Origin of the sequence: Microvirga antarctica, from assembly GCF_017921815.1 — a bacterium.
Taxonomy (GTDB): Bacteria; Pseudomonadota; Alphaproteobacteria; order Rhizobiales; family Beijerinckiaceae; genus Microvirga; species Microvirga antarctica.
The window spans coordinates 1,219,276-1,239,079 of the sequence record NZ_JAGEMM010000001.1; the positions used below are offsets into that span (position 1 = coordinate 1,219,276).

At 63.1% G+C, this 19,804-nt stretch carries 24 protein-coding genes, 1 tRNA gene and 1 pseudogene; 10 read left to right on the forward strand and 16 right to left on the reverse strand.

Annotation, left to right across the window (positions count from 1 at the left end):
- Position 1: 1 nt before the first annotated feature.
- On the reverse strand, positions 2 to 1,687 hold the full coding sequence (locus tag J4G32_RS05885; RefSeq protein WP_210485172.1) for a diguanylate cyclase: 1,686 nt from the start codon (positions 1,685 to 1,687) through the stop codon (positions 2 to 4).
- 305 nt (positions 1,688 to 1,992) lie between these two features.
- Between J4G32_RS05885 and J4G32_RS05890 the strand changes: the two genes are divergently transcribed.
- Entirely contained in the window at positions 1,993 to 2,943 is a 951-nt protein-coding gene (locus J4G32_RS05890) for an alpha/beta fold hydrolase (protein ID WP_210485173.1), read from the forward strand.
- A 122-nt stretch (positions 2,944 to 3,065) separates the two neighbouring features.
- Here the strand turns inward: J4G32_RS05890 and J4G32_RS05895 are convergent.
- The 5 genes from J4G32_RS05895 to mnmA form a co-directional block, all read right to left on the reverse strand.
- Positions 3,066 to 3,142, reverse strand: a tRNA-Met gene (locus J4G32_RS05895).
- Between the two features lie 184 nt (positions 3,143 to 3,326).
- Positions 3,327 to 3,545: a hypothetical protein gene (locus J4G32_RS05900; protein WP_210485174.1), complete on the reverse strand. Its 219-nt coding sequence runs from the start codon at positions 3,543 to 3,545 to the stop codon at positions 3,327 to 3,329.
- A gap of 48 nt (positions 3,546 to 3,593) precedes the next feature.
- Positions 3,594 to 3,815, reverse strand: coding sequence for a hypothetical protein (locus tag J4G32_RS05905; protein ID WP_210485553.1), 222 nt, complete (start codon positions 3,813 to 3,815; stop codon positions 3,594 to 3,596).
- A 378-nt stretch (positions 3,816 to 4,193) separates the two neighbouring features.
- The gene (locus J4G32_RS05910; protein ID WP_210485175.1) at positions 4,194 to 4,835 is read right to left on the reverse strand and encodes a class I SAM-dependent methyltransferase; all 642 of its coding nucleotides are present in this window, start codon (positions 4,833 to 4,835) and stop codon (positions 4,194 to 4,196) included.
- Between the two features lie 118 nt (positions 4,836 to 4,953).
- The gene (mnmA, locus tag J4G32_RS05915; RefSeq protein ID WP_210485176.1) at positions 4,954 to 6,108 is read right to left on the reverse strand and encodes a tRNA 2-thiouridine(34) synthase MnmA; all 1,155 of its coding nucleotides are present in this window, start codon (positions 6,106 to 6,108) and stop codon (positions 4,954 to 4,956) included.
- Between the two features lie 234 nt (positions 6,109 to 6,342).
- On the opposite strand from mnmA, the gene sciP reads away from it, so the two are divergent.
- Together sciP and J4G32_RS05925 are read left to right on the forward strand one after the other, a co-directional pair.
- On the forward strand, positions 6,343 to 6,618 hold the full coding sequence (gene sciP, locus J4G32_RS05920; protein ID WP_210485177.1) for a CtrA inhibitor SciP: 276 nt from the start codon (positions 6,343 to 6,345) through the stop codon (positions 6,616 to 6,618).
- 235 nt (positions 6,619 to 6,853) lie between these two features.
- Positions 6,854 to 7,051: pseudogene (locus J4G32_RS05925) on the forward strand (helix-turn-helix domain-containing protein); the annotation flags it as partial.
- On the opposite strand, the gene J4G32_RS05930 reads toward J4G32_RS05925, so the two are convergent.
- From J4G32_RS05930 to copM, 3 genes are all read right to left on the reverse strand, one after another.
- A complete protein-coding gene (locus tag J4G32_RS05930) occupies positions 7,048 to 7,875 on the reverse strand; it encodes a class I SAM-dependent methyltransferase (RefSeq protein WP_210485179.1) in 828 nt (275 codons plus the stop codon). The pseudogene J4G32_RS05925 and the gene J4G32_RS05930 overlap by 4 nt on opposite strands.
- An 8-nt stretch (positions 7,876 to 7,883) precedes the next feature.
- Positions 7,884 to 8,885 (reverse strand): lysylphosphatidylglycerol synthase domain-containing protein, encoded by a 1,002-nt coding sequence (locus J4G32_RS05935; protein WP_210485180.1) that lies wholly within the window; start codon positions 8,883 to 8,885, stop codon positions 7,884 to 7,886.
- A 175-nt stretch (positions 8,886 to 9,060) separates the two neighbouring features.
- Positions 9,061 to 9,435 (reverse strand): CopM family metallochaperone, encoded by a 375-nt coding sequence (copM, locus tag J4G32_RS05940; protein ID WP_210485181.1) that lies wholly within the window; start codon positions 9,433 to 9,435, stop codon positions 9,061 to 9,063.
- Between the two features lie 125 nt (positions 9,436 to 9,560).
- Here copM and J4G32_RS05945 point away from each other — a divergent pair, with 125 nt between their 5' ends.
- Positions 9,561 to 10,193: a GNAT family N-acetyltransferase gene (locus J4G32_RS05945; protein ID WP_210485182.1), complete on the forward strand. Its 633-nt coding sequence runs from the start codon at positions 9,561 to 9,563 to the stop codon at positions 10,191 to 10,193.
- Between the two features lie 64 nt (positions 10,194 to 10,257).
- On the opposite strand, the gene J4G32_RS05950 is transcribed toward J4G32_RS05945, so the two are convergent.
- Positions 10,258 to 10,662 (reverse strand): flagellar export protein FliJ, encoded by a 405-nt coding sequence (locus J4G32_RS05950; protein ID WP_210485183.1) that lies wholly within the window; start codon positions 10,660 to 10,662, stop codon positions 10,258 to 10,260.
- Between the two features lie 515 nt (positions 10,663 to 11,177).
- On the opposite strand from J4G32_RS05950, the gene ctrA reads away from it, so the two are divergent.
- Positions 11,178 to 11,879, forward strand: coding sequence for a response regulator transcription factor CtrA (gene ctrA, locus J4G32_RS05955; RefSeq protein ID WP_210485184.1), 702 nt, complete (start codon positions 11,178 to 11,180; stop codon positions 11,877 to 11,879).
- 73 nt (positions 11,880 to 11,952) lie between these two features.
- A complete protein-coding gene (locus tag J4G32_RS05960; protein ID WP_210485185.1) occupies positions 11,953 to 12,390 on the forward strand; it encodes an EamA family transporter in 438 nt (145 codons plus the stop codon).
- Between the two features lie 6 nt (positions 12,391 to 12,396).
- On the opposite strand, the gene chpT is transcribed toward J4G32_RS05960, so the two are convergent.
- Positions 12,397 to 13,035, reverse strand: a complete 639-nt coding sequence (chpT, locus tag J4G32_RS05965) for a histidine phosphotransferase ChpT (protein ID WP_210485186.1) — start codon at positions 13,033 to 13,035, stop codon at positions 12,397 to 12,399.
- 171 nt (positions 13,036 to 13,206) lie between these two features.
- Here chpT and J4G32_RS05970 point away from each other — a divergent pair, with 171 nt between their 5' ends.
- The 3 genes from J4G32_RS05970 to J4G32_RS05980 all read left to right on the forward strand — a co-directional run bounded on the left by J4G32_RS05970 (position 13,207) and on the right by J4G32_RS05980 (position 16,029).
- Entirely contained in the window at positions 13,207 to 14,049 is an 843-nt protein-coding gene (locus J4G32_RS05970; protein WP_210485187.1) for a 3'(2'),5'-bisphosphate nucleotidase CysQ family protein, read from the forward strand.
- A gap of 170 nt (positions 14,050 to 14,219) precedes the next feature.
- Entirely contained in the window at positions 14,220 to 14,828 is a 609-nt protein-coding gene (locus J4G32_RS05975) for a DUF1134 domain-containing protein (RefSeq protein WP_210485188.1), read from the forward strand.
- 130 nt (positions 14,829 to 14,958) lie between these two features.
- Positions 14,959 to 16,029, forward strand: coding sequence for a coiled-coil domain-containing protein (locus J4G32_RS05980; protein WP_210485189.1), 1,071 nt, complete (start codon positions 14,959 to 14,961; stop codon positions 16,027 to 16,029).
- Positions 16,030 to 16,052: 23 nt separating this feature from the next.
- Here the strand turns inward: J4G32_RS05980 and J4G32_RS05985 are convergent, their stop codons facing one another.
- Together J4G32_RS05985 and J4G32_RS05990 are read right to left on the reverse strand one after the other, a co-directional pair.
- The gene (locus J4G32_RS05985; protein ID WP_210485190.1) at positions 16,053 to 16,346 is read right to left on the reverse strand and encodes a hypothetical protein; all 294 of its coding nucleotides are present in this window, start codon (positions 16,344 to 16,346) and stop codon (positions 16,053 to 16,055) included.
- Positions 16,347 to 16,408: 62 nt separating this feature from the next.
- On the reverse strand, positions 16,409 to 17,254 hold the full coding sequence (locus tag J4G32_RS05990) for a D-amino-acid transaminase (RefSeq protein ID WP_210485191.1): 846 nt from the start codon (positions 17,252 to 17,254) through the stop codon (positions 16,409 to 16,411).
- Between the two features lie 103 nt (positions 17,255 to 17,357).
- Here J4G32_RS05990 and J4G32_RS05995 point away from each other — a divergent pair, with 103 nt between their 5' ends.
- Complete coding sequence (locus tag J4G32_RS05995) at positions 17,358 to 17,984, forward strand: hypothetical protein (RefSeq protein ID WP_210485192.1); 627 nt, start codon at positions 17,358 to 17,360, stop codon at positions 17,982 to 17,984.
- A gap of 7 nt (positions 17,985 to 17,991) precedes the next feature.
- Here the strand turns inward: J4G32_RS05995 and J4G32_RS06000 are convergent, their stop codons facing one another.
- The 3 genes from J4G32_RS06000 to J4G32_RS06010 all read right to left on the reverse strand — a co-directional run bounded on the left by J4G32_RS06000 (position 17,992) and on the right by J4G32_RS06010 (position 19,797).
- Positions 17,992 to 18,306, reverse strand: coding sequence for an SWIB/MDM2 domain-containing protein (locus J4G32_RS06000; protein ID WP_210485193.1), 315 nt, complete (start codon positions 18,304 to 18,306; stop codon positions 17,992 to 17,994).
- Between the two features lie 175 nt (positions 18,307 to 18,481).
- The gene (locus tag J4G32_RS06005; protein ID WP_210485194.1) at positions 18,482 to 18,928 is read right to left on the reverse strand and encodes a response regulator; all 447 of its coding nucleotides are present in this window, start codon (positions 18,926 to 18,928) and stop codon (positions 18,482 to 18,484) included.
- 179 nt (positions 18,929 to 19,107) lie between these two features.
- The gene (locus tag J4G32_RS06010) at positions 19,108 to 19,797 is read right to left on the reverse strand and encodes an ElaB/YgaM/YqjD family protein (protein ID WP_210485195.1); all 690 of its coding nucleotides are present in this window, start codon (positions 19,795 to 19,797) and stop codon (positions 19,108 to 19,110) included.
- Between the last annotated feature and the right edge of the window lie 7 nt (positions 19,798 to 19,804).

Sequence of the window (19,804 nt, forward strand, 5' to 3'; positions counted from 1 at the left end):
CCTATTGCAGCTCCACGAACCGGCCGATTGCCCCTTTGCGCAGGGCCGATACCACGTTGTTTCGCCCGCGTTGCTTGGCCTTGTACAACGCCTCATCGGCCATCGCAGTCAGCTCCTCCGTGGTTGATGATGTCTCGGGGATCGAAGCCACGCCGAGTGACGCACTCACGGCCACACCCTCGCTCGGGGACAGTTCAGCAATCCGGATCCGAACCGTTTCCGCCTTGGCCAATGCAGTCTCAAGGTCGCTGTCCGGGAGGAGGATGATCAATTCCTCTCCTCCGTAGCGACACGCAATGTCGCTCTTGCGGAGCGAGGCCATGATCACCCCCGCCACGTCGCGCAGCACAGTGTCGCCGGCCGCGTGACCGTGGGTGTCGTTGAGCTTCTTGAAATGGTCGAGGTCGATCATGATGGCCGAGAGGGGCGACTGACGCCGCTCGGCCTGCACGGCAAAGCTTTCCAGCACCTCCTCCATGAAACGCCGATTGTAGAGCCCGGTCAGCGGATCGCGCAGGGCCTGGTTGCGCAGTCTTTCACGCAGCGCAATGCTCGACAGGGCAAGGGACATGCTGTCCGCAATGGCAATGGCGAGGGGGCGGATCGCGTCGAGGTCGGTGCCGGTCAGGTTGGGACTGAAGATCTGGAGCAGGCCATAAACCTCGCCGCGAGCCAGCATCGGAATCTCGAGCGCGCTCTGGTCACCCAGTGCATGGCCGCACCGTAATGCGCCTTCGTGGCCAAGATTGAGGTGTGGCTTGCCGCGTTTCAACGCCCAGCATTGGGACGGCGTGATCACCTTCGGGGCCGCAGGATCGGCCTCGCCGGGGCCCCATGCGGTTGAAAGATCGAGGCGGTCGCCGGAATTGTTGAAGATGTAGAGCGCTCCGCCAAAGTTGGGAAGAAGCCGCCGCACGGTCGCCCGAAGGACCGCATTGGCATCGTCGTAGCCGGTGGCACTCTGGAGCATATCGGTCATGGCGAACAGATGCTCGACCTGTTCTCGGCTGCCGACAGCCTGGGTAACCGCTACCGCGCGCGCGCGGGATTCACGGGCTGTGCCGCGAAATGCAAAGACCAAGGCCGCCAGAATGGTCCCGCCGCTCACGATCTGGAGAAGGAGCAGCAGTTTCTGCATCCCCGCCAGGTCCTCCTCGGCAGCGTTGGCGCTGTCGGTGCCAATCGTGAGGAAATCGACGATGTATTCGCGCAGCACATCCATCGTCACCTTGGTGCTGTCGAGACCGACACGCGGCCCTGTCACCTCGGCGCCACCCCTTTGCGCGCCGGCGACCATCGTGGCGATCTCGGCTCTCAGGTGCGCCACCAGGGCGGAGAAGGTGCGGGTGCCGGGAACAGCGCCGGGGGAACTCGCCACAAAACGATCAAGCGTCGCCAACGTCGCCTTCGCGCCGTCCAGTGTTTTCAGGCCATCGTTGTAGGGCTGGAGATAGTCCATGCGCGACGACAGCACAAAACCGCGCGCGCCCGTTTCGAGGTCCAGCAGGGCCAGCTGGAGGACGCGCACATCGCGGTTCTGAGCCCGAATGGCCGACAGGGCGCGCTGCGTCTCCGTGCTGAAGGTAAAGCCCACGATGGTTGCCCCGAGGGTCACCAGGATGATGCCCAGGACAATGGCCGGCAGCCTGGCCGACCGCGGCAGAATCCGACGGCGCAGAGAGCCCATCGCCTCACGACCAGTCCAGCCAGCTTTTCTCACATGGACATGCAAAGAGCGATCCTGACGCAATACTGGAGGAAATCAGTCCTTCTCCCGCCGGGTTTGCGACTGCCTTGAAGAGAGATAAATTTCTTATCGCGATTGGCGGACGAGGGACAGGAGAATGTGATTGTGCGTGTCCGCAGATCCATGACGGCCGTTGCGGAAAGCCGAGGCCCGAGGACAGGCGGCGAGACTCTGGCGGAAGGTTGCCGAACACAATGAAATGGTATTCTGTTATCATCGCGGTTAACCGATGAGGATTTCTGAGTATGGTCACGGTACTTGTCGTTGGTTTCGTGACAGCGCTCACTGCAGCGGCCGCCATCATGGCTGTGTCGCGGCGGAGTGAATCCGCGGCCGAAGCAGACGGCGTCGAGAGCGGCCTCTTCGCGGGAAAGATCCCCTACATCAGAAGCGGTTCCGGGCCCCGGCACGCGGTGATTCTCCTCGGCGGAACCGCCCTCATCAGGCGCATCGGTCAATCGCCAGACCGGGAGCGCTACGTCCGGCAGATCCGCCGCCTTCTGCCTCCGGATTTCCGCATGACGCTGGTCGGCTATGAGGACGTTCCACCGACCGCCTACACCCTCGATACGATCGCGCAGGATGCAGCGGCACTGATCGGTTCTGAAATCGGACGCGCGGACGTCGTGATGGGACTCTCATTCGGGGGGTTTGTTGCCCAACACCTTGCCGCCAACCACCCCGAGAGGCTTGATCGCCTCGTCCTTCTGGTCAGCGGCCACCGTTTCTCGTGGCACGGCTGGGAGGCCATGCAGCGGCAGTTCGCGGCGCTTGATCGGGGAGATCTTCGTTCGCTGATGGCAGGCAATGTTCTGCTGTTCCGGCGACCGTGGTTCGATTGGCTGGCGCGGGCCCGGCTCTGGACGGAGGGTGCGCGGCTATCAGCGCAGTGCAAAGATCCGACCATCATCCGGCAGGCTTACGGCAGCCTCTTCTCAGAGGATTTTCTGCGTCACCCGGAGATTGCCAGGCACATTCTTGCGCCGACACTCGTCATCGGCGGCACCGCCGACCAGTTCTTCGGCGCACATGTGTTCGAAGAAACCGCGAAGTTGATTCCGGGTGCGCGGCTCGCGCTCTTCGAGGGCGAGACTCACATGCTGCCGATCGAACGGAGCGCAGATGTCGCCAAGGCAATCGAAGATTTCCTGTCACCACAGGAAGGAAAGGCACATGTCCCACTCGAAGCTTGCTGATCGACCGAGCAGAGCGCGAAAGATGGCAGCATCGAGAAGGCGTCCCGGCAGCAACCTGGAGTTCCGCGTCAGGCCCAAAGCCTGTACGGCCGGCATCAGGGGAATCGCAACGGGCGGATTGTTGGTAGCGGAGGAGGGATTTGAACCCCCGACACAAGGATTATGATTCCTCTGCTCTGACCAGCTGAGCTACTCCGCCCCAGGAACGGGTCACCCCGCGTCAGAGGCGCGATATAGGGAAAGTTCTGCATCCCTGTCAAGAATGCGCCGACAGGTTTTCTGCCCTGAGGCGTGGGTGAAACCGTCAGCGGTTGGCGGTGCCGTGTCCAGCCCGCCAGACGCCGTGCGGGCGCGAGGCCCGGGCGGCGTACCGGAGCGCTGCGTCAGCCCTTGGTTTTGGTGCGCCAGAGCTGAAATCCCTCGGTGGCGATGGCTTCTTCGATCGCCCGCCGGGGAAAGCGATGGGGTGGGGCTGCGCGGGCATGCAGGCTGCCCGTCAGCCCCCAGGGACCGAACTTCGCCGGCAGGCGACTTCCTGTCTCATCGCCGGCGAAGGCATGGAGATCGTCCTTCGACTGAGAGATGAACATGAAGATCTGCATGGGATGTCCCTTCCTGATGGATCGCGGCCGCCGGAGTCCGGTTTGGGCTCAACAGACGGGGGTCAGTTCCACGGTATCCGCCTGCAGACCAAACCGATCTGCCAGATGCCACTGAAGCTCCCGGGCAGAATGATAGAGGTAGGTGCAGTCGAGAAGATGGCTGATATCCCGCTTGGGGCCGAAATCCTGAGTCCAGATGCCGGCCAGCGTAAATCCAGTCGCCCAGGAGTTGCTCCCGGCGCGCGGTGTGAAATGAAATTGCATCGTCATAGGCTTTTCTAAAGGGGCGCTGCCGCGGAGGGCGCTGCGCCGAATGATTGAAAACTGAAAGCCGGATCGGCGGGTCGCCGACTCGCGCGGTTTTCAGGAAAGACATGGGTGCGTCAGTCGCTTCGGGTTGTCACATCGGTCGACGTCAATCCGATGACATCGTGGCCGTCCAGAAGCGCTTGATGAAAAATCGACCGGGTCGCACAATTCTTTATTCTTGATTGAATATCGAACCAACGGGCGATTATCGAAAAGACCTTGGTTTGAGAACCCGGTCGTATTTGATGAATGTCATATACACTGGCCCGCGGAGATTTTCAAGGTCCGTGAATGGGGCCGCGTCAAAGGTCGTTCGGCGCCGCTCCAGGTCTTGCGAGGTCAGTTTGTCTTGCGAAGTCTCATGAGCTTGAAGAAACCGGCCGGGAACAACGATTGCAGGGCGACGACTTCCATGATTCCGGTGCTGCGCGCCCAGGCTTCGACCCGTGAGGCTTTGAAGGCGGAGCTCCAGCCGATGGCCTTTACCAGCGGCGCCGCCAGCTCTTCGAGCGCCGCGACCGGGCCTGCCGGCTGCCCGAAATGGTTCGCCAGAACGATCTCTCCGCCCGGCTTCAGAACGCGGGCAAATTCCGACAACGCCGTTTCCGGCTCCGGAACCAGCGTGATGATGAACTGCGCTGTGACTGCATCGAAGGACTCGTCGGGAAAACTCAGCCGCGTGACATCCATGACCTGGAGGGACTTCACGTGAGAAAGGCCCCGGGAATCGACCTTGGCCTGGGCGCGGCGGAGCATGTCCTCAGACAGGTCGACACCGAAAACCTCGGCGTGGCTCGGATAATAGCCCAGCGACAGGCCCGTGCCCACACCGGCCTCGAGCACCCGAGGGCCGCAGGCGACGGCGGCGTCGACGGCCGCACGCGCCGCCGGCTCGGTCAGCTTGTCGTAGACGACATCATAAATTGGAGCCCATCGCGCGTAGGCTTTGCGCATGAGGGCTGTGGTCTGTCCATCCGTCATGGAGCGTTCCTAGGCATGATCCGGCCTCGCAATACCGGTTGGCCGGCCCGCGCGCCAAAACAAATCGCGCGATTTGGATAACATTCGAACAACAAAGTCTGGAAACCGTCAAAAAAGGTCAGGCTGCGGCCGGTGCGGCCTCGGCCATCGCGCGGGCGATCGTCCCCCCCCCGAGAACCCGTGCCCGCGGATCATCGCTCTCATAGATGACACAGGCTTGACCGGGCGAGACGCCGTCCTCGGACAAGGCCAGTTCGACCAAGAGGCCGGTCGCATCCTGCCGCAACGTCGCCGGACGCGGCTCGCGGGTGGAGCGAACACGCACCGCTACCTCCATTCCCGTCTCGGACACGGCCTCAAGCGGAATGTCGCCGAGCCAGTTCACATCCGTCATTCTGATCAGCCGGGTCGCCAGCGCCTCGCGGGGGCCAACCACCACCCGCGCAGCCTTGGCATCGAGCCTGATCACGTAGAGCGGTTCGCCGGCCGAAACGCCGAGGCCTTTGCGCTGGCCGATCGTGTAGTGGATAATTCCCGTATGACGGCCCAGCACGCGGCCGTCGAGATGAACGATCTCGCCCCCGTGCACGGCACCGGGCTTCAACCGCTCGATGACATCGCTGTAGCGACCCTGGGTGACAAAGCAGATGTCCTGGCTGTCGGCCTTCTCGGCCACGGTCAGGCCGAACTCACGGGCGAGCGCCCGCGTGTCGTCCTTGGGCAATTCGCCCAACGGGAATCGCAGAAGATTCAGCTGCTCCGGGGTCGTGGCATATAGAAAATAGCTCTGGTCGCGATCAGGATCGGCCGCCCGATGCAAGGCGCGGCGCCCGTCGGGCAACCCTCGGCTCGCCACATAATGGCCCGTGGCCAGGATATCGGCGCCCAGATCGCGTGCGGTATCGAGAAGATCCCGGAACTTGATCGAGCGATTGCACTCCACGCACGGAATCGGTGTCTCGCCATCGAGATAGCTCTGGGTGAAACGATCGATGACTTCCGCGCGGAATCGCGCCTCATAGTCGAGGACATAATGGGGAATGCCGATGGCCTCCGCCACCCGCCTCGCATCGTGGATATCCTGCCCGGCGCAGCAGGCGCCTTTGCGATGCACGGCAGCACCATGGTCGTAGAGCTGCAGGGTAATGCCCAGCACGTCATAGCCCTCCCGCTTGAGGAGAGCGGCGACGACGGAGGAATCGACGCCACCGGACATGGCGACGACCACCCGTGTGTCCGCGGGCGCGCGAGGAAGACCAAGAGAATTGAGCATCACACCATCCAGAGGCGCCGTTCAAGGCGGCGCACGGGAAGCAGCAAAGAGCCGTCTATACCCTTTGACGCGGGAAAATTCCAGAGCCTGAAACAACGCAAAGCAACACCGCCTTAACCAATATGGCGAAATCGGGGCGGGCTGGTAATTTCAGCTTTGCGCTTAGGAAAACATTAAGCCGGGCCATGTAATTTGAGGTTCTACGAGGTCGTTGAATTTTTGTGTGAGCGTATCATGACCGAACCCCACCGCCCGAGGGTCAAGTATGTCATTGGGCCCGACGGCAGTCCCTTAACGATTGCTGACCTACCGCCTTCCAGTACTCGCCGCTGGGTCATCCGTCGCAAGGCCGAAGTGGTCGCCGCTGTCCGCGGCGGGCTCCTTAGCCTGGAGGAGGCCTGTCATCGCTACACGTTGACGACAGAGGAATTCTTGAGCTGGCAGCTCTCCATAGACCAGCACGGTCTTGCAGGTCTGCGCACCACGCGGATCCAACAATACCGCCAGTAACCGGCGTTCTCAAACGTCTCGGCGCAAAAGCATCGCTCGCATCGAGCGGTGCTTTTCTGCTTTTAAAAGCTCACGTCTTACGCGCGGGTTCCTGCCGTTAAGCTATTCCTAACTATGTCCAGGCCTAATCGTGACATCGCCGCCTTTCATGTAGGGTCGTCCATTGTCTCACGTCATCGATACAGCGTCTCAGACTTCGCTCTCCGACCGCACGACGAGCGGCAGAGGCATCCGGCTCGTCGGGCAGACCGTGGCCGATGTGGAGCGACACCTGATCCTCGACACGCTCGATTTCTTCAAGGGCAACAGGACACATGCGGCCAGGATCCTCGGAATTTCCATCCGCACCCTTCGCAACAAGCTGAACGAATACGACGAGGACGGTTTCCAAGTGCCCGGACCCGGTCAAAGCCGCGATCTGTCGATGGCCTAGAGCTTGCGGAGCCAGAGGCTCGTCTCGAGGGCGCCTGCCTTCAGCGCAATCTCCGCCAGCACCGCGGGTGCGCCGACGCCCAGCATGTGGCGGGCGACAAAATAGCTCGCGAAGACTAGCTCGTACGCTCCGCCCTGAAGCAAAGCGCCGACCATCATCTGCTCATTGTAGGCGCGCCAGGTCCACGCCTCGGGATAGGCGAACGGCAAGGTGATGTCGTGGACATGGACGAGAGCACCGGAGGGCAGGCGCGGAAGCACGTCGAGGAAAAGCCGGTCCACATCGGTGCCAGGCATGGCGATATGGCTCGAATCGATAAACAGGACGTCGCCGCCTTCCATCGACTCAACGATGGCCGGGTCCGCATCCTGCAGCAACACCGGCACGTGGCGTACCGCCAACCGGGCGAGTGCCGCCCGTGGGGCGGGATCGATGCAGGTGATGGTCGTCGGCAGCCCCCCGTCGGCCACCGCCTGAGCGAGAAACCGCGTCGAATGCCCCGACCCGATCTCCACGATCCGGCGAGGCTTGTGGGTCCTCACCATTGCGTAGGCGGCCGCCGCATCGAGGCGTGGAAACCAGTCCTGGTCAAAGCGCGCCGGCCCGCCGCCGGCGGCAATCGCCCTCAGGTCATCCGATAGGGTGGCGATATGGGACAAGGTCGCGGCAAAGCGAGGGCGTGCGGACTCGAAGAGAGGCGCCAGGCCCGGGTAATCAAGAGGCGTGACGCTCGCTGCGTAGCGATACGGAATGAAAAAGCCGCGCGAACGTCCCCCGGCAATCGTTGATAGTCCGAACCCCAGACGGCGCCAGAAAGCGGTCACGACGACGGTCAGACGCGCGGTGACGGCGGCAGCGGGCCGTCGCCGGGCGAGACCCGACCCCGCCAGGCCTGAGCCAGGCGCGCGCGTTCGAACAGTACGACAACAATCAGCGACAGCGCGAAGGGGATCAGCAGATAGAACAGCCGGAAGACGATCAAAGCTGCGAGGACGTCGGCCTTCGGAATGTCAGGCATGGCGGTGAGGAAGACGAGCTCGAACACCCCGAGCCCGCCGGGCGCGTGGCTGACGAGCGCTGCCGAGAAGGACGCCAGGAAGACCGCCAGCACCACCACGAAGCTGGGCTCCAGATGGGCGGGAAGGACGAAGTAGATGATCCCGGCCGCCCCGAGCAATTCCAGGGGCGCGGCCAGAAGCTGGCGGATCATGATGGCGGGACGCGGGTATTGGAGCTTTGCCTTGCGGATCGTCATCGGCGGAAGGTGAAGGATGGAGCCGATCACGTAGAGCGCAACGAATCCCAGCAGGAGAATCCCCACCACCCGCGCGGTGCCCGGATTGGTCAGGGCGACAGGGAGAAGGTCCTCAAGCCGGTGCAGCAGGCTCGGATCGACCGTGAGGACGATGCCACCAAGCAGGATCGTGCCAAGACCGAAGGTGAATGAGCACAAAGCCACCAGCACGGCGATCTGCGGCGCGCTCAAGCCCTTGGAAGTATAGGCCCTGTAGCGCACGACGGCGCCCGAGAAAACGGAGGCGCCGATATTATGCGAAAGCGCATAGGTCGTGAACGACGTGACGGAGACGAACAGCCAGGAAATGTGGCGGACGCCGAGATGAAGCAAGGCGATCCGGTCGTACCAGGCGAGCGCCAGGTAGGCCACGAGCGTGGAGAGACCGGCCAGAGCATAACGCCGACCGGGAACAGCCGTGAGGCTCTCCCATACGTCATCCAGTGAAAGGCCACGAAGTTCGCGATACAGAAGCCAACAGGAGACGACGACAGCGACAAGCCCGATCAGGGGCCAGATAAACTCACGCACATTTTTCATCGACGCCGTCGGTCTCCCTTGCGGTCGCTCTTGTGTGCCTAGAATTCACCTGCTCTGCAAGGGGCAACCACCGGCCCGGGCGGGGTAGCCCTCGCCCGCCCGTGCTCACAGCCGCGCCCTTCGCGCGAAGCGCAACCGGAACCGGGCGGGGCCACCAGAAAAGCGCGCAGCCGCGCTACAGGCCCTTCGCTTTCAGCCAATTCCGGAGGAAGGAAATTTCCTTCTCCTGCGCAGCGACAATTTCACGGGCCAGCTTCTTCAGCGCTGGATCCTTACCGTGCTCCAGTTCGATCCTGGCCATGTCGACGGCGCCCTGGTGGTGAGGGATCATGCCGCGGGCGAAGTCCACATCCGCATCGCCGCTAAACGGAATCGCCATCCCGGCATGCATGCGTGCATTGGCCGCCTGAAAGGCGGTGGTCGAGGGGCTATCGGCAGCCGCAGGGGCGGCCCCATGGCCCGCATGCGGGTTGGGCTGCTGGGCCAGCGCCGGGGCCGGGGCCGACAGGCACAGAAAGCCCAATCCGCAGATAAGTGTCAGACGGTTCATTCGTTGTCTCCTTTTCGCCTGGGCGGGCACCGGGTGGAGCCTCACGATCCCTGTGGCCGATTGCACTTCCGTTTTCGCCATGAGACATCCTTGTGTCACGTTCGCAACGTCCCGGAGAACCACCTATGACGTCGCCGGCACCGATCACGCTGAACCTCGACGGCTATACGGATATTCCGGCCGGCAAGGTGGCGTCCATCGTCACTTATCTGGAAATGCATGAACCGCCGGCAACGCCCGCAGGGTCAGATCTGCGCGGCTACGCGCTTGATCGCCTGACGACCGATCTTGCCCGCTATCGCGCGCTGTTTTCGCAGATTGGCGATCCCTGGCTCTGGTTCGGTCATGCGGTGCTGGACGATTCCGAGATCGCTGGCCTGCTGCTTCACCCGGACGTGGAGGCCTCAGTCCTCGCACAGGACGGGCTCGATCTCGGACTGCTCGTGCTCGATTTTCGCGCCGGCGAGGACGCGGAGCTGATGTATTTCGGGCTGGTGCCGGGGATGACCGGCAGGGGCGTCGGGCGCTTCCTGATGGATGAGGCGATCCGCCGGGCCTTTTCGCGCCCGGTGACGCGATTCTTTGTCCATACCTGCTCGCTCGACCACCCGGACGCCGTGAGCTTCTACGTGCGGTCCGGATTCACGCCCTACAAGCGGGCGGTCGAAGTCGCGGACGATCCGCGATTGCGGGGATTTCTGCCGCTCACCTGCGCGCCGCAGGTGCCGATCATCCACCCGGAAACTGACAGCCGGTGACGCACGGACGCGCCCGTCTTGGCGCATCCGTGACCGATGGGTGACCGAGAAAATCGAACGAGCGTTAGGCTGACGCCCGCATGGCGCGTCGTTGCGCATACTGGCTGACGACCGCCTGCTCTCTGACGGCATCGAGACCACGTTCGCGGTCGTCGAGGCTCTCGGCCTTCTTCAACTCCTCGAAGGCCTCGCCAAGTTCGGCCTTGGCGTCGTCGAGCTGGGCATGAAGATTGGCGCCGGATTGACGGAGATTGTCCCGGCGCTGGGCGGCGGCGCGGGCATAGGTGGGGTATGCGAAGTGGTTCGGGTCGGAGATCCCCGTCTTCTGTTCCTCCACGGCGATTTCCCGATCGAGGTCAGCCGCCATGCGGTCGAACTCGGCGATCATCATGTCGATCTGGGCGACCCGCCGACGTTTCTCGTCGACCTGAAAGCGCTTGAGGCGGATGAGCGTGTCCCGCGACTTCATCTTGATTGAACTCCACACGTCGCTGTTTCATGTGCCCGGCTGATCGCTCAGTTATCCGCCGGCCATGCCCTACCATCCGGCATGGAGGTTGACCGTTCCTTACCGAAGCGGAGGAAAGCGACGGCCCCTGCCCGCAGCGCCGCAGGAAGGCCCCGATCAGCCCGCAGATCGTCGCCCACCATCAACCTTTCATTTACCCATTTCGTTAAGAGTGGATCGCGAACAGGACGCGCCCTCGGGACCGCGCCCTGGGCGGGGCTTCATGGCTGCGCCAATCGGGTTTTCGGAAGGTGCGACAGGCTGAACGATGGCAAAGTTCCAACCCCGTGACGGACAGGGCGACAGACGGATCGGCACGGCCGGGTCGTTAATCGCTTGCATGTGCGAATCAGGGTTTGTTAACCATTCCGTATTAGCGTTGCGAATCAGTTCAAAGGGCATTTGCGACACGCCCTGTCGCGAATGGGCAGCATTCAGCTGTTCGGTAGCCCAAGGGCAAGGGCTGGGGATTTAACATGCGCGTACTTCTGATCGAAGACGACAGCGCAACTGCGCAAAGCATCGAGCTGATGCTCAAATCCGAGAATTTCAACGTCTATGCGACGGATCTCGGAGAAGAGGGCATCGACCTCGGCAAGCTCTACGATTACGACATCATCCTTCTCGACCTGAATCTTCCCGACATGTCGGGATATGAGGTTCTGCGCACGCTGCGGGTCGCGAAGGTCAAGACGCCGATCCTGATCCTCTCCGGCATGGCGGGCATCGAGGACAAGGTGAAGGGACTGGGCTTCGGGGCCGATGACTACCTCACCAAGCCCTTCCACAAGGACGAGCTCGTCGCCCGCATCCACGCCATCGTCCGGCGCTCGAAGGGCCACGCGCAGTCGGTCATCACCACCGCCGATCTGGTGGTCAACCTCGACACCAAGACAGTCGAGGTCGGAGCCGCCCGGGTCCACCTGACCGGCAAGGAATACCAGATGCTGGAGCTGCTCTCGCTCCGCAAGGGCACGACCCTGACGAAGGAGATGTTCCTCAACCATCTCTATGGCGGCATGGACGAACCCGAGTTGAAGATCATTGACGTCTTCATCTGCAAGCTGCGCAAGAAGCTCGCCAATGCCTCCCAGGGCAAGAACTACATCGAGACGGTCTGGGGGCGCGGTTACGTCCTGCGCGAGCCGACCGAGGCCGAACAGCGCATGGCGGTCTAGGCCCCTTGCAAACCGCCTGTGAAAATGCCCGGCTCGATGCCGGGCTTTTTATTGGGTGGAAGCGGAGATCCCGATGCGATCGATCCTGGATTCCTGGCAGTTCTGGGCCCTCCTGTCGGCGGGCTTCGCTGCCCTTACGGCAATTTTCGCCAAAGTCGGCGTGGAGGCTATCGGCTCCGATTTCGCCACCCTGATCCGTACCCTGGTCATTCTGGTCGTGGTGGCGGCCCTTCTCGTCGCCACGGGACAATGGCAGCGCCTGGATTCCGTATCCGGCCGGACCTACGGTTTCCTGATCCTGTCGGGCATGGCCACCGGCGCGTCATGGCTCTGCTATTTCCGCGCCCTCAAGATCGGAGACGCGGCGCGGGTCGCCCCTCTCGACAAGCTCAGCGTCGTCCTGGTCGCGGTGTTCGGCGTGCTGTTTCTCGGCGAGCGCCTGTCTGGCCTCAACTGGGCCGGCGTCGCCCTGCTGGCGGCCGGCGCCGTCCTCGTGGCCGTGCGGAACTGACCGGCGTCAGGTGGAGGCCCGGATCGTCACCTCGTCACCGTCGATGCTGAAGGCGATCGTCATGCCGGCAGCACGGGCCACTTCGCCCGCGTAATAGACCTGGATGCCGTGGGCATCGACCGTGCCGCTCTCGGAATGTCCGGCCAGCAGCTCTTCCGCATGCGCCGGGATGCGCGCATTGAGGCCCTTGGACCGGATCACGAATTCGCATTTCTCCGCATCGCCCGACACGTTGGCCGAGATCGAGCCGCCCCGCGGGATGGCCGTGATGGCGATCATGATGAGGTTGAGCAGGAGCTTGACCCGGTTTTTCGGGAACAGCAGGCGCGGCGCCGACCACGCAAACGAGACCTTGTCGTCCTGGAACATGCCACGCGCGACTTGTTCGGCGTCACCAAGGTCGATCGAGGCGCCGGCCGAGCCGGCAGCGCCGAAGGCAAGTCTGGCAAATTGCAGACGGGCGGACGCCTGGCGGGCGCTCTTGCCGATCAGCTCGAGGGCAAATTCCCGCATCGACAGGTCGGTGTCGTCTTCGAGAACCTCCAGCCCGTTCACGATGGCGCCGACGGGCGAGATCACATCGTGGCAGACCCGTGAGCACAAGAGAGCAGCGAGATCGAGCGATTCAAGCGAAATGGTTGCCATAGGGGCTCCAGAAAGACCGTGATTCGCCTGAAACGCCACCGATCGAAAGCTCGAACAGCCGCAATCCAGCCGACAGAAAAAGAGGACGCGAACCCGGATACCCGCCCAAGGGTTTTTTGAAAAGCGGGTAAAAGGATCGACAGGTGGTCCGCGAACGGGCACAAAGTCATCATGCGACTTGACGACCGAGATGCCAATTCCATCGCCCTGACGCTGGCGGAGATCGCCATCGCGGCCGGTCGCGTCCTGCGCCGGATGGAATGCGCATTTATCGAAAAGCGTGTCAAGGAAGACGGCTCGCCTACCACCCTGGCGGATCTTGCGGCCGAGGAATTGATCATCCGCCGGCTGAATGAGGTCTGGCCAGGCGTTCCGGTCGTCGCCGAGGAGACGGCAAGCGACGCATTGCCCGGAACTTACTTCTTCCTCGTCGATCCCCTCGACGGAACCGGGGACTTTATCTACGGAACGGGCGAGTACAGCGTGAATATCGCGCTGGTTCACGGGTCGCGACCGGTGGCCGCCGTCGTGTCTGCCCCCGCCATGGGACGGATCTGGATTGCCGGCGATGCGGCGCAGACCGCCATCATCCCGCCCGAGGATGAGCCGGCTGAGCTTCTCTGGGAGGCCGTGCGCGCCAGACCGGCGCCGAAGGACGATCTGATCGCTCTGGTCAGCCGCCGCCACGGCGACCACGCCACCGAATCCTGCCTCTCTACCCTGTCGATCGGCACGAGGCGGATGACCTCTTCGGCCCTGAAATTCTGCCTCATCGCCTCCGGCGAGGCCGACGTCTATGTCCGCTGCGGCCCGACCATGGAATGGGACACCGCGGCTGGCGACCATCTGCTCAAGAAGGCTGGCGGGCTCGTTATCGGCCCCGGCGGACATCCCCTCACCTACGGTCACGCGGATCGCCGTTATCTCAACGGGCCTTTTGCGGCCCTGGGCGATGCCGCGCTCGCCCCACGCCTGTCACTGCCCGTCGCCTGCCCATCGCAGAGCGTGCCCTAGAGGCAGGCCTTCGTTCGCGTAGACGAAATGTTAGGGTTGATGACCTTAAATCAGTCACACCAGCCCAGTCTTGCTGGGATTCCTCGGACGGATCTCGATCCCTATTGCCCGCATCCGTCCCGATTTCATGCGGAGCCGCCGAGACGGCGTCTTTCGCGGGGAGATTGCCTATGCGTTCGCGATCCAAGCTTCTTCTTGCGGCGACCGCTGCCATTCTGCTGGGAGCCCTTCCGTCCGGCGTGTCCGCCCAGTCGGCCCGGCCCGCCAAGGCCGCCTATGCCAGCCCCGGCGACCCGAATTCCTACCGCTCAGAAGATCTCGTTCAGTCCGGTCACCAATTTTTTGGTTCCGCCTCCCGCGGCCTCGCCCTGACTGTGCAGGAAGCGGTCCGGCGCTGGGGCGAACCCAACGGCTATATCCTCGGCCAGGAAGCCGCAGGCGCCTTCTTCGGCGGCCTTCGCTATGGCGAGGGAAAGCTCTTCACCCGCAACGCCGGCGAGCGCCCGATCTTCTGGCAGGGGCCATCGCTGGGCTTCGATGTGGGGGGCGAGGGCTCGCGGACGATGATGCTGGTCTACAATCTTCCCAGCACCAATGCGCTCTACAAGCGGTTTGTCGGGATCGATGGCTCGGCCTACCTGATCGGCGGCTTCGGGATGACGGCGGCCGCGGCGGACGAAATGGTCGTCGTGCCGATCAGGACCGGCGTGGGGGCGCGTCTTGGCGTCAATCTGGGATATCTCAAGTTCACGCCCGAACCGACCTGGAACCCCTTCTAGACCAAGCTGGAAAACGCGTCAGGATGCGCTAGAAAGAGCGTTCTCGCGCCCTGGTCGGCGAGCCATCCGGGTCTGCGACAGGGTCGCGTGAGTTGCTTTGTCCAGGCAAAACCTCGGAGTGTGCGTCCGCGTGGTCGAAATCGTCATGATGTTCGCGTCAGGGTTCCTTGCGGCAACCCTGATCGCCTTACTCATTATCCCGGCCATCAACCAGCGCGCTGAACGTCTGGCGCGGCGCCGGGCCGAAGCCCTCTTTCCCATGTCGATCGCCGAATTGACCGCGGAGAAAGACCACCTGCGCGCCGAATTCGCGGTGCGCCAGCGTCGGATCGAGCAGAAAGCCGAGGCCGCGGAGGCGGTCAAGTTCAACAGCATGGAAGAATTGGGCCGCCGAGCCATGGCGATCGAGAGCCTGGATTCTGCTCTGGCTGAGCGCAACGCGACGCTCCTGCGGACCGAGGCCGAGCTGGCAGACACCCGTACGGCCCTCTCGGCCTGTGAAGGATCCCTTTCGGAAACAAAAGCCGCGCTTGCGGATCGCCAGGACACGCTGTCGGCGTTGGAATCCACTCATTCGGGTGTGGTGGAGGAACTCGCCACCATGCGGCGCGACCGCGACCAGCTTCAGGCCTCGCTGGCGGTGACGGCCTCGGAGCTGACACGGACGTCGCATTCCCTGGCAGAGCGCGAAGAAGCCTACGCCCAGATCGACGCCGCTCTGACGGCGGCGCTGAGCGAGATCGATTCCCGCCGGATTGCGATCTCCGATCTCGAGACGCGCCTGATGACACAGAAAGCCCGCGGAGACGATTTCGAGCGGGCGCTCGGGGATCGACACAGCGAACTCTCCGACGAGCGCAAGCGTCTTGCCGGCCTGGCCAAGAACCTTACGGCCGAGCAGGAACGCGGCCTCATTCTCGAGCAGCATATCCGTGAACTGGAGGCGGATCGCGACGCCAAAGCCCTGGAGACGTCGGGACTGCTTGCCTCGATTGAAGCAAATGAGGCCCGCTTGTCCGAGCACGTGTCTGGATCCGTTGCAGTCGCCCCCGCCGAAAATGAGGAACTCCGGCTGCGTATCAAGGATCTGGCCAACAAGATCATGTCGACTGCGAAGGCCGAACCGGCAGGCGCGGTGGCTCCGCCTCCCGAGACGCCGCAGAAATCAAGCCGCAAGAACACCGGCAAAAGGCGCCGCTAGGACTGCCCTTTCGGCCCTTGGATCTATTTGGGATCAAGCGCTGGATTCGGCGGAATCACAGGCGTCGTCCCGGGATTGGGGACGGGTGCCGGGACCGACATCTCGGGCGTGGCATCGCCGGGCGGCTTGATGACCCCATCGCTCTTGCGAAGCTTGTCGCTCAATGTGGAACCCGTGTCGCTCGGCTCGACCTTCTCGGCTGGCACGTCCTTCGGGGCTGGCATATTGGGCGCCTGCTGCGGGAGCGTCGGGACCTGGGCAAATCCGGCGGTCGTCGACACGGCAAGCAGAGTGAACGCGAAGACCAGACGTTTCATGGGTCAGCTCCTTTGAAGGGCAACGGATCCCATACCGGACGGTTCCGGGTTTGCGCCCGGCCTCAGGCGCGAGCCATTTCCAGATAAAGCGCCTGAAGCTGCCGCGTCACCGGTCCCGGCGTGCCGTCGCCCACAGGCCTTCCATCGATCGAGACGACAGGCAGGACGAAATTCGAGGCGCTCGTTAGGAAGGCCTCTGCCGCCTCATAGGCCTCCGCGACGGTGAAGCGCCGCTCTTCAAGAGGGATTCCCGCCTCCTCAGACAGACGCAAAAGCGCCTTACGGGTGATGCCGGGCAGGATGGCATTCGACAGCGGACGAACCACGATGTTGCCTGACGGCGTGACGATGAAGGCGCTCGAAGACCCTCCCTCGGTCACATGGCCGTCCTCGACCATCCAGGCCTCCTGGGCGCCCGCTTCCTTTGCGGCCTGCTTGGCGAGCACCTGGGCCAGGAGCGACACCGACTTGATGTCGCGCCGCTTCCAGCGCTGGTCCGGCACGGTGACGACCGCGATTCCGCTCTCTGCCGCCGGAGATTTCACGATGGCCTTGACCTGGGTGAACATCAACACGGTGGGCGTGGCCTGCCCTGGGAAGACGAAATCCCGCTCGGCAACGCCACGGGTCACCTGAAGATAAAGAAAGCCCTCATCGACGCTGTTCCGGCGGACGAGTTCGGTCTCGAGCGCGGTCCACTGGTCGCGGCTATAGGGATTGGGGATCCGGATCTCTCCCATGGAGCGCTCGAACCGTTCCAGGTGGGCGTCGTTATCCACAACGCGTCCATCCAGGATTCCAACGCCCTCGTAGACGCCGTCCGAAAACAGGAAGCCGCGGTCCATCACGGAAACCTTGGCGTCGGCCTCCGGAAGGAACGCGCCATTCAAGAAAATCATGCGGGCCATGGACACCTCGGGCCTTGGGGGTTCGTTCACGTCTAGGGCGCACACTCTTGCGTGTAAATCGTCACGGGTGGACTCTGGACGCCCCAAGCAGGATAGGTCCTGAATGATGAAACGACCCTTACTCGGGATTGCGCTCCTCGCGCTCGCCGCTGTCCTGCGTCCCATCCCGGGCCACTCTGCGCCATTGCCGAACGCAGCCCGCAGCTGGTTTCTCGAGCAGGGATACGTGCCGCCCGATGGGGGCCTGATCATCGCCTGCCACGGCTATGGCTGTTCCCGTCGTCTGGCGGTGAGCCTCGACGGCAACGTGATGCCCCGGGCGGCAGCCTTGCTTAAATCCGGACGGGCGTCGCCAGAGGCCGAACGGCGGGCGCTCTCGGAGATCGTCAAGGTTTATACGGGACAACTCGCCCACGACCTTGGCGGAGAACCTGACACGCCGGGCTCGCCGCCACAGATGTCCGGTCATTACGGTCAAATGGACTGTATCGACGAAACGGCCAATACCACCAGCTTGCTGGTCGAGCTCGATTCACGGGGGCTTCTGGCCTACCACCATGTGGAGCGGCCGCAATCTCGGGGATTGTTTATCGACGGGCGCTACCCGCACGTCACGGCCGTTATCACGGAGAACCGGGACGGCACCGAATGGGCGGTCGATCCGTGGCGACACGCCCCCGGCGAGAAGCCGGACATCCTGCCGCTGTCACAGTGGCGGCAGGATTCCTGAGGACGTCTTACTTCTTGAGGTGCTGGGCGAGGTGCTTGTTCATTTCGAACATCGTGACCTTGTCCTTGCCGAAAATCGGCTTCAGTTTGTCGTCGGCGATGATCTCGCGCTTGTTGGCCGGGTTCTGCAGATCATGCTTCTTGATGTATTCCCACATCTTGCTCACCACCTCGCCACGCGAGAGGGCGGCTGAACCAACCACCGCGGCCAGTTCCTTGGACGGCTGAAGGGGTTGCTGAAGGGCGTTGGGCTTCGCGCCAGCCGCCTTGGCCACCGGTGCCTTCTTCGCAGCTACTTTTCCGTCTGTGGTCTTGGTCGCCATGGAGTCCTCCGAAAGTGATGGGATGACAGTTCAACGCCGATGAGGCTCTGAACCGTAAGATGGTCTGCCCTATGGCCGACGGAGCGGGTCACGTAAAGGGCCCGTCCGGCCCGGGGGTCGATACCGTTCGAGCTTATGGTTGCTCTCGGGCAGCAGCAAGATCGATTTGGCCCGATCAGGCTGTTTTGGGGAAGGGAAGAATCTCTGCAGAGCCTGCTTCGTTCGGCGCGGCATCGGGTTGCGAGAGCCGTCTGGTGCGCAGGACTGCCGATTCGACGTGCGCGACGATTGTCTCGTTGGGACAGGGTTTGGCCAGGAACGCCGCCCCCGCCGGAAGATCCCCGCGCGCTGGCCATTGACGACCGGACATAATGAGAATCTCGATATGGGGCCAACACTTGGAGACTGTTCGGGCCAGTTCAAAACCGCTCCGTCCGGCCGGCATATCCACATCCGTCAGCATCACGGTGACCTCGCGCCCCGCCTCGAGGATCGTGAGCGCCTCGACCGCATTGGCGGCCTCGATGACCTTGAAGCCTGACTCCTCGAGAAGTTCTGACAGGAACAGCCGGATCAGGGGCTCATCTTCAACCAAAAGAACTGTGGACTGGTCTTCATGCATAAAATTCGACACCGGCTGGCAGCGTTTTTCGAACGCCGGCCTGACCACATCGTTCCCTCGAGAGGGAAAATAGCTGTGGGCGCCCCGATTCGCAGCGCGGACATCAGCCGATAGCCCGGCACGGGCCTTCTTGCGACGGAGGAGGAGGCGAGCCCCCTCCTCCTCCGTAAGGGGCGTTGTCAGCGCTTGTTCGGGGACGAGCGTTCCGTCTTGAACTCACTGGCGTGCTTGCTGAAGCGCGGATCGTCGCCCTCGAAGGTCTCTTCGACGAACTCGCGGCCTTTCTGGGTGGCCTCGCGGGCATAGCGCACGCCCTGGTGTCGCAGTTCGTCCGCCCATTCGCCAAACGCCTCGTTTTCCCGTCGCGTCCTGGGCAGAAGAGCGCCAATCAGAAGGCCCGCGGCCAAGCCCACCAGGCCCACGACCATGGGATTCTCGGAGACGTACTCCTGAACGCCGCCCTTGGCGCGCCGGATGGACCGGGCCGAGCGCTCGCGGACGTCGTGAAGCCGCTCGTTCTGGTTCTCGTAGGTGTCGGACGCCCAATGAGAGACCCGCCCATAGGTGTCCTCAGCCCACTCGGACGCCTCGTCGATCGCCTCGCCGGCCCGCTCCTTGACGGTTCCCACCGTGTCGCGAACACCGTCTACGGCCGCGGACGCGAGATGCTTGGCAGAGTCGAGACCGCGCAGATGAGCCCGTTCGCCCTCATCCGACGCCGAGCGATTCCTGTCCGTCACCTGTCCCCCAAGGGGCTTCGAGGTGTGCGAAGCAAGAGTCGCGCTCTGGCCCGATTTCGAATGCCCCTCGCCTTGGGGCTGCTTGGATGATGACGGGGACTTGCCGGGATCGTTCTTGTGGTCGGACATCAGGTGC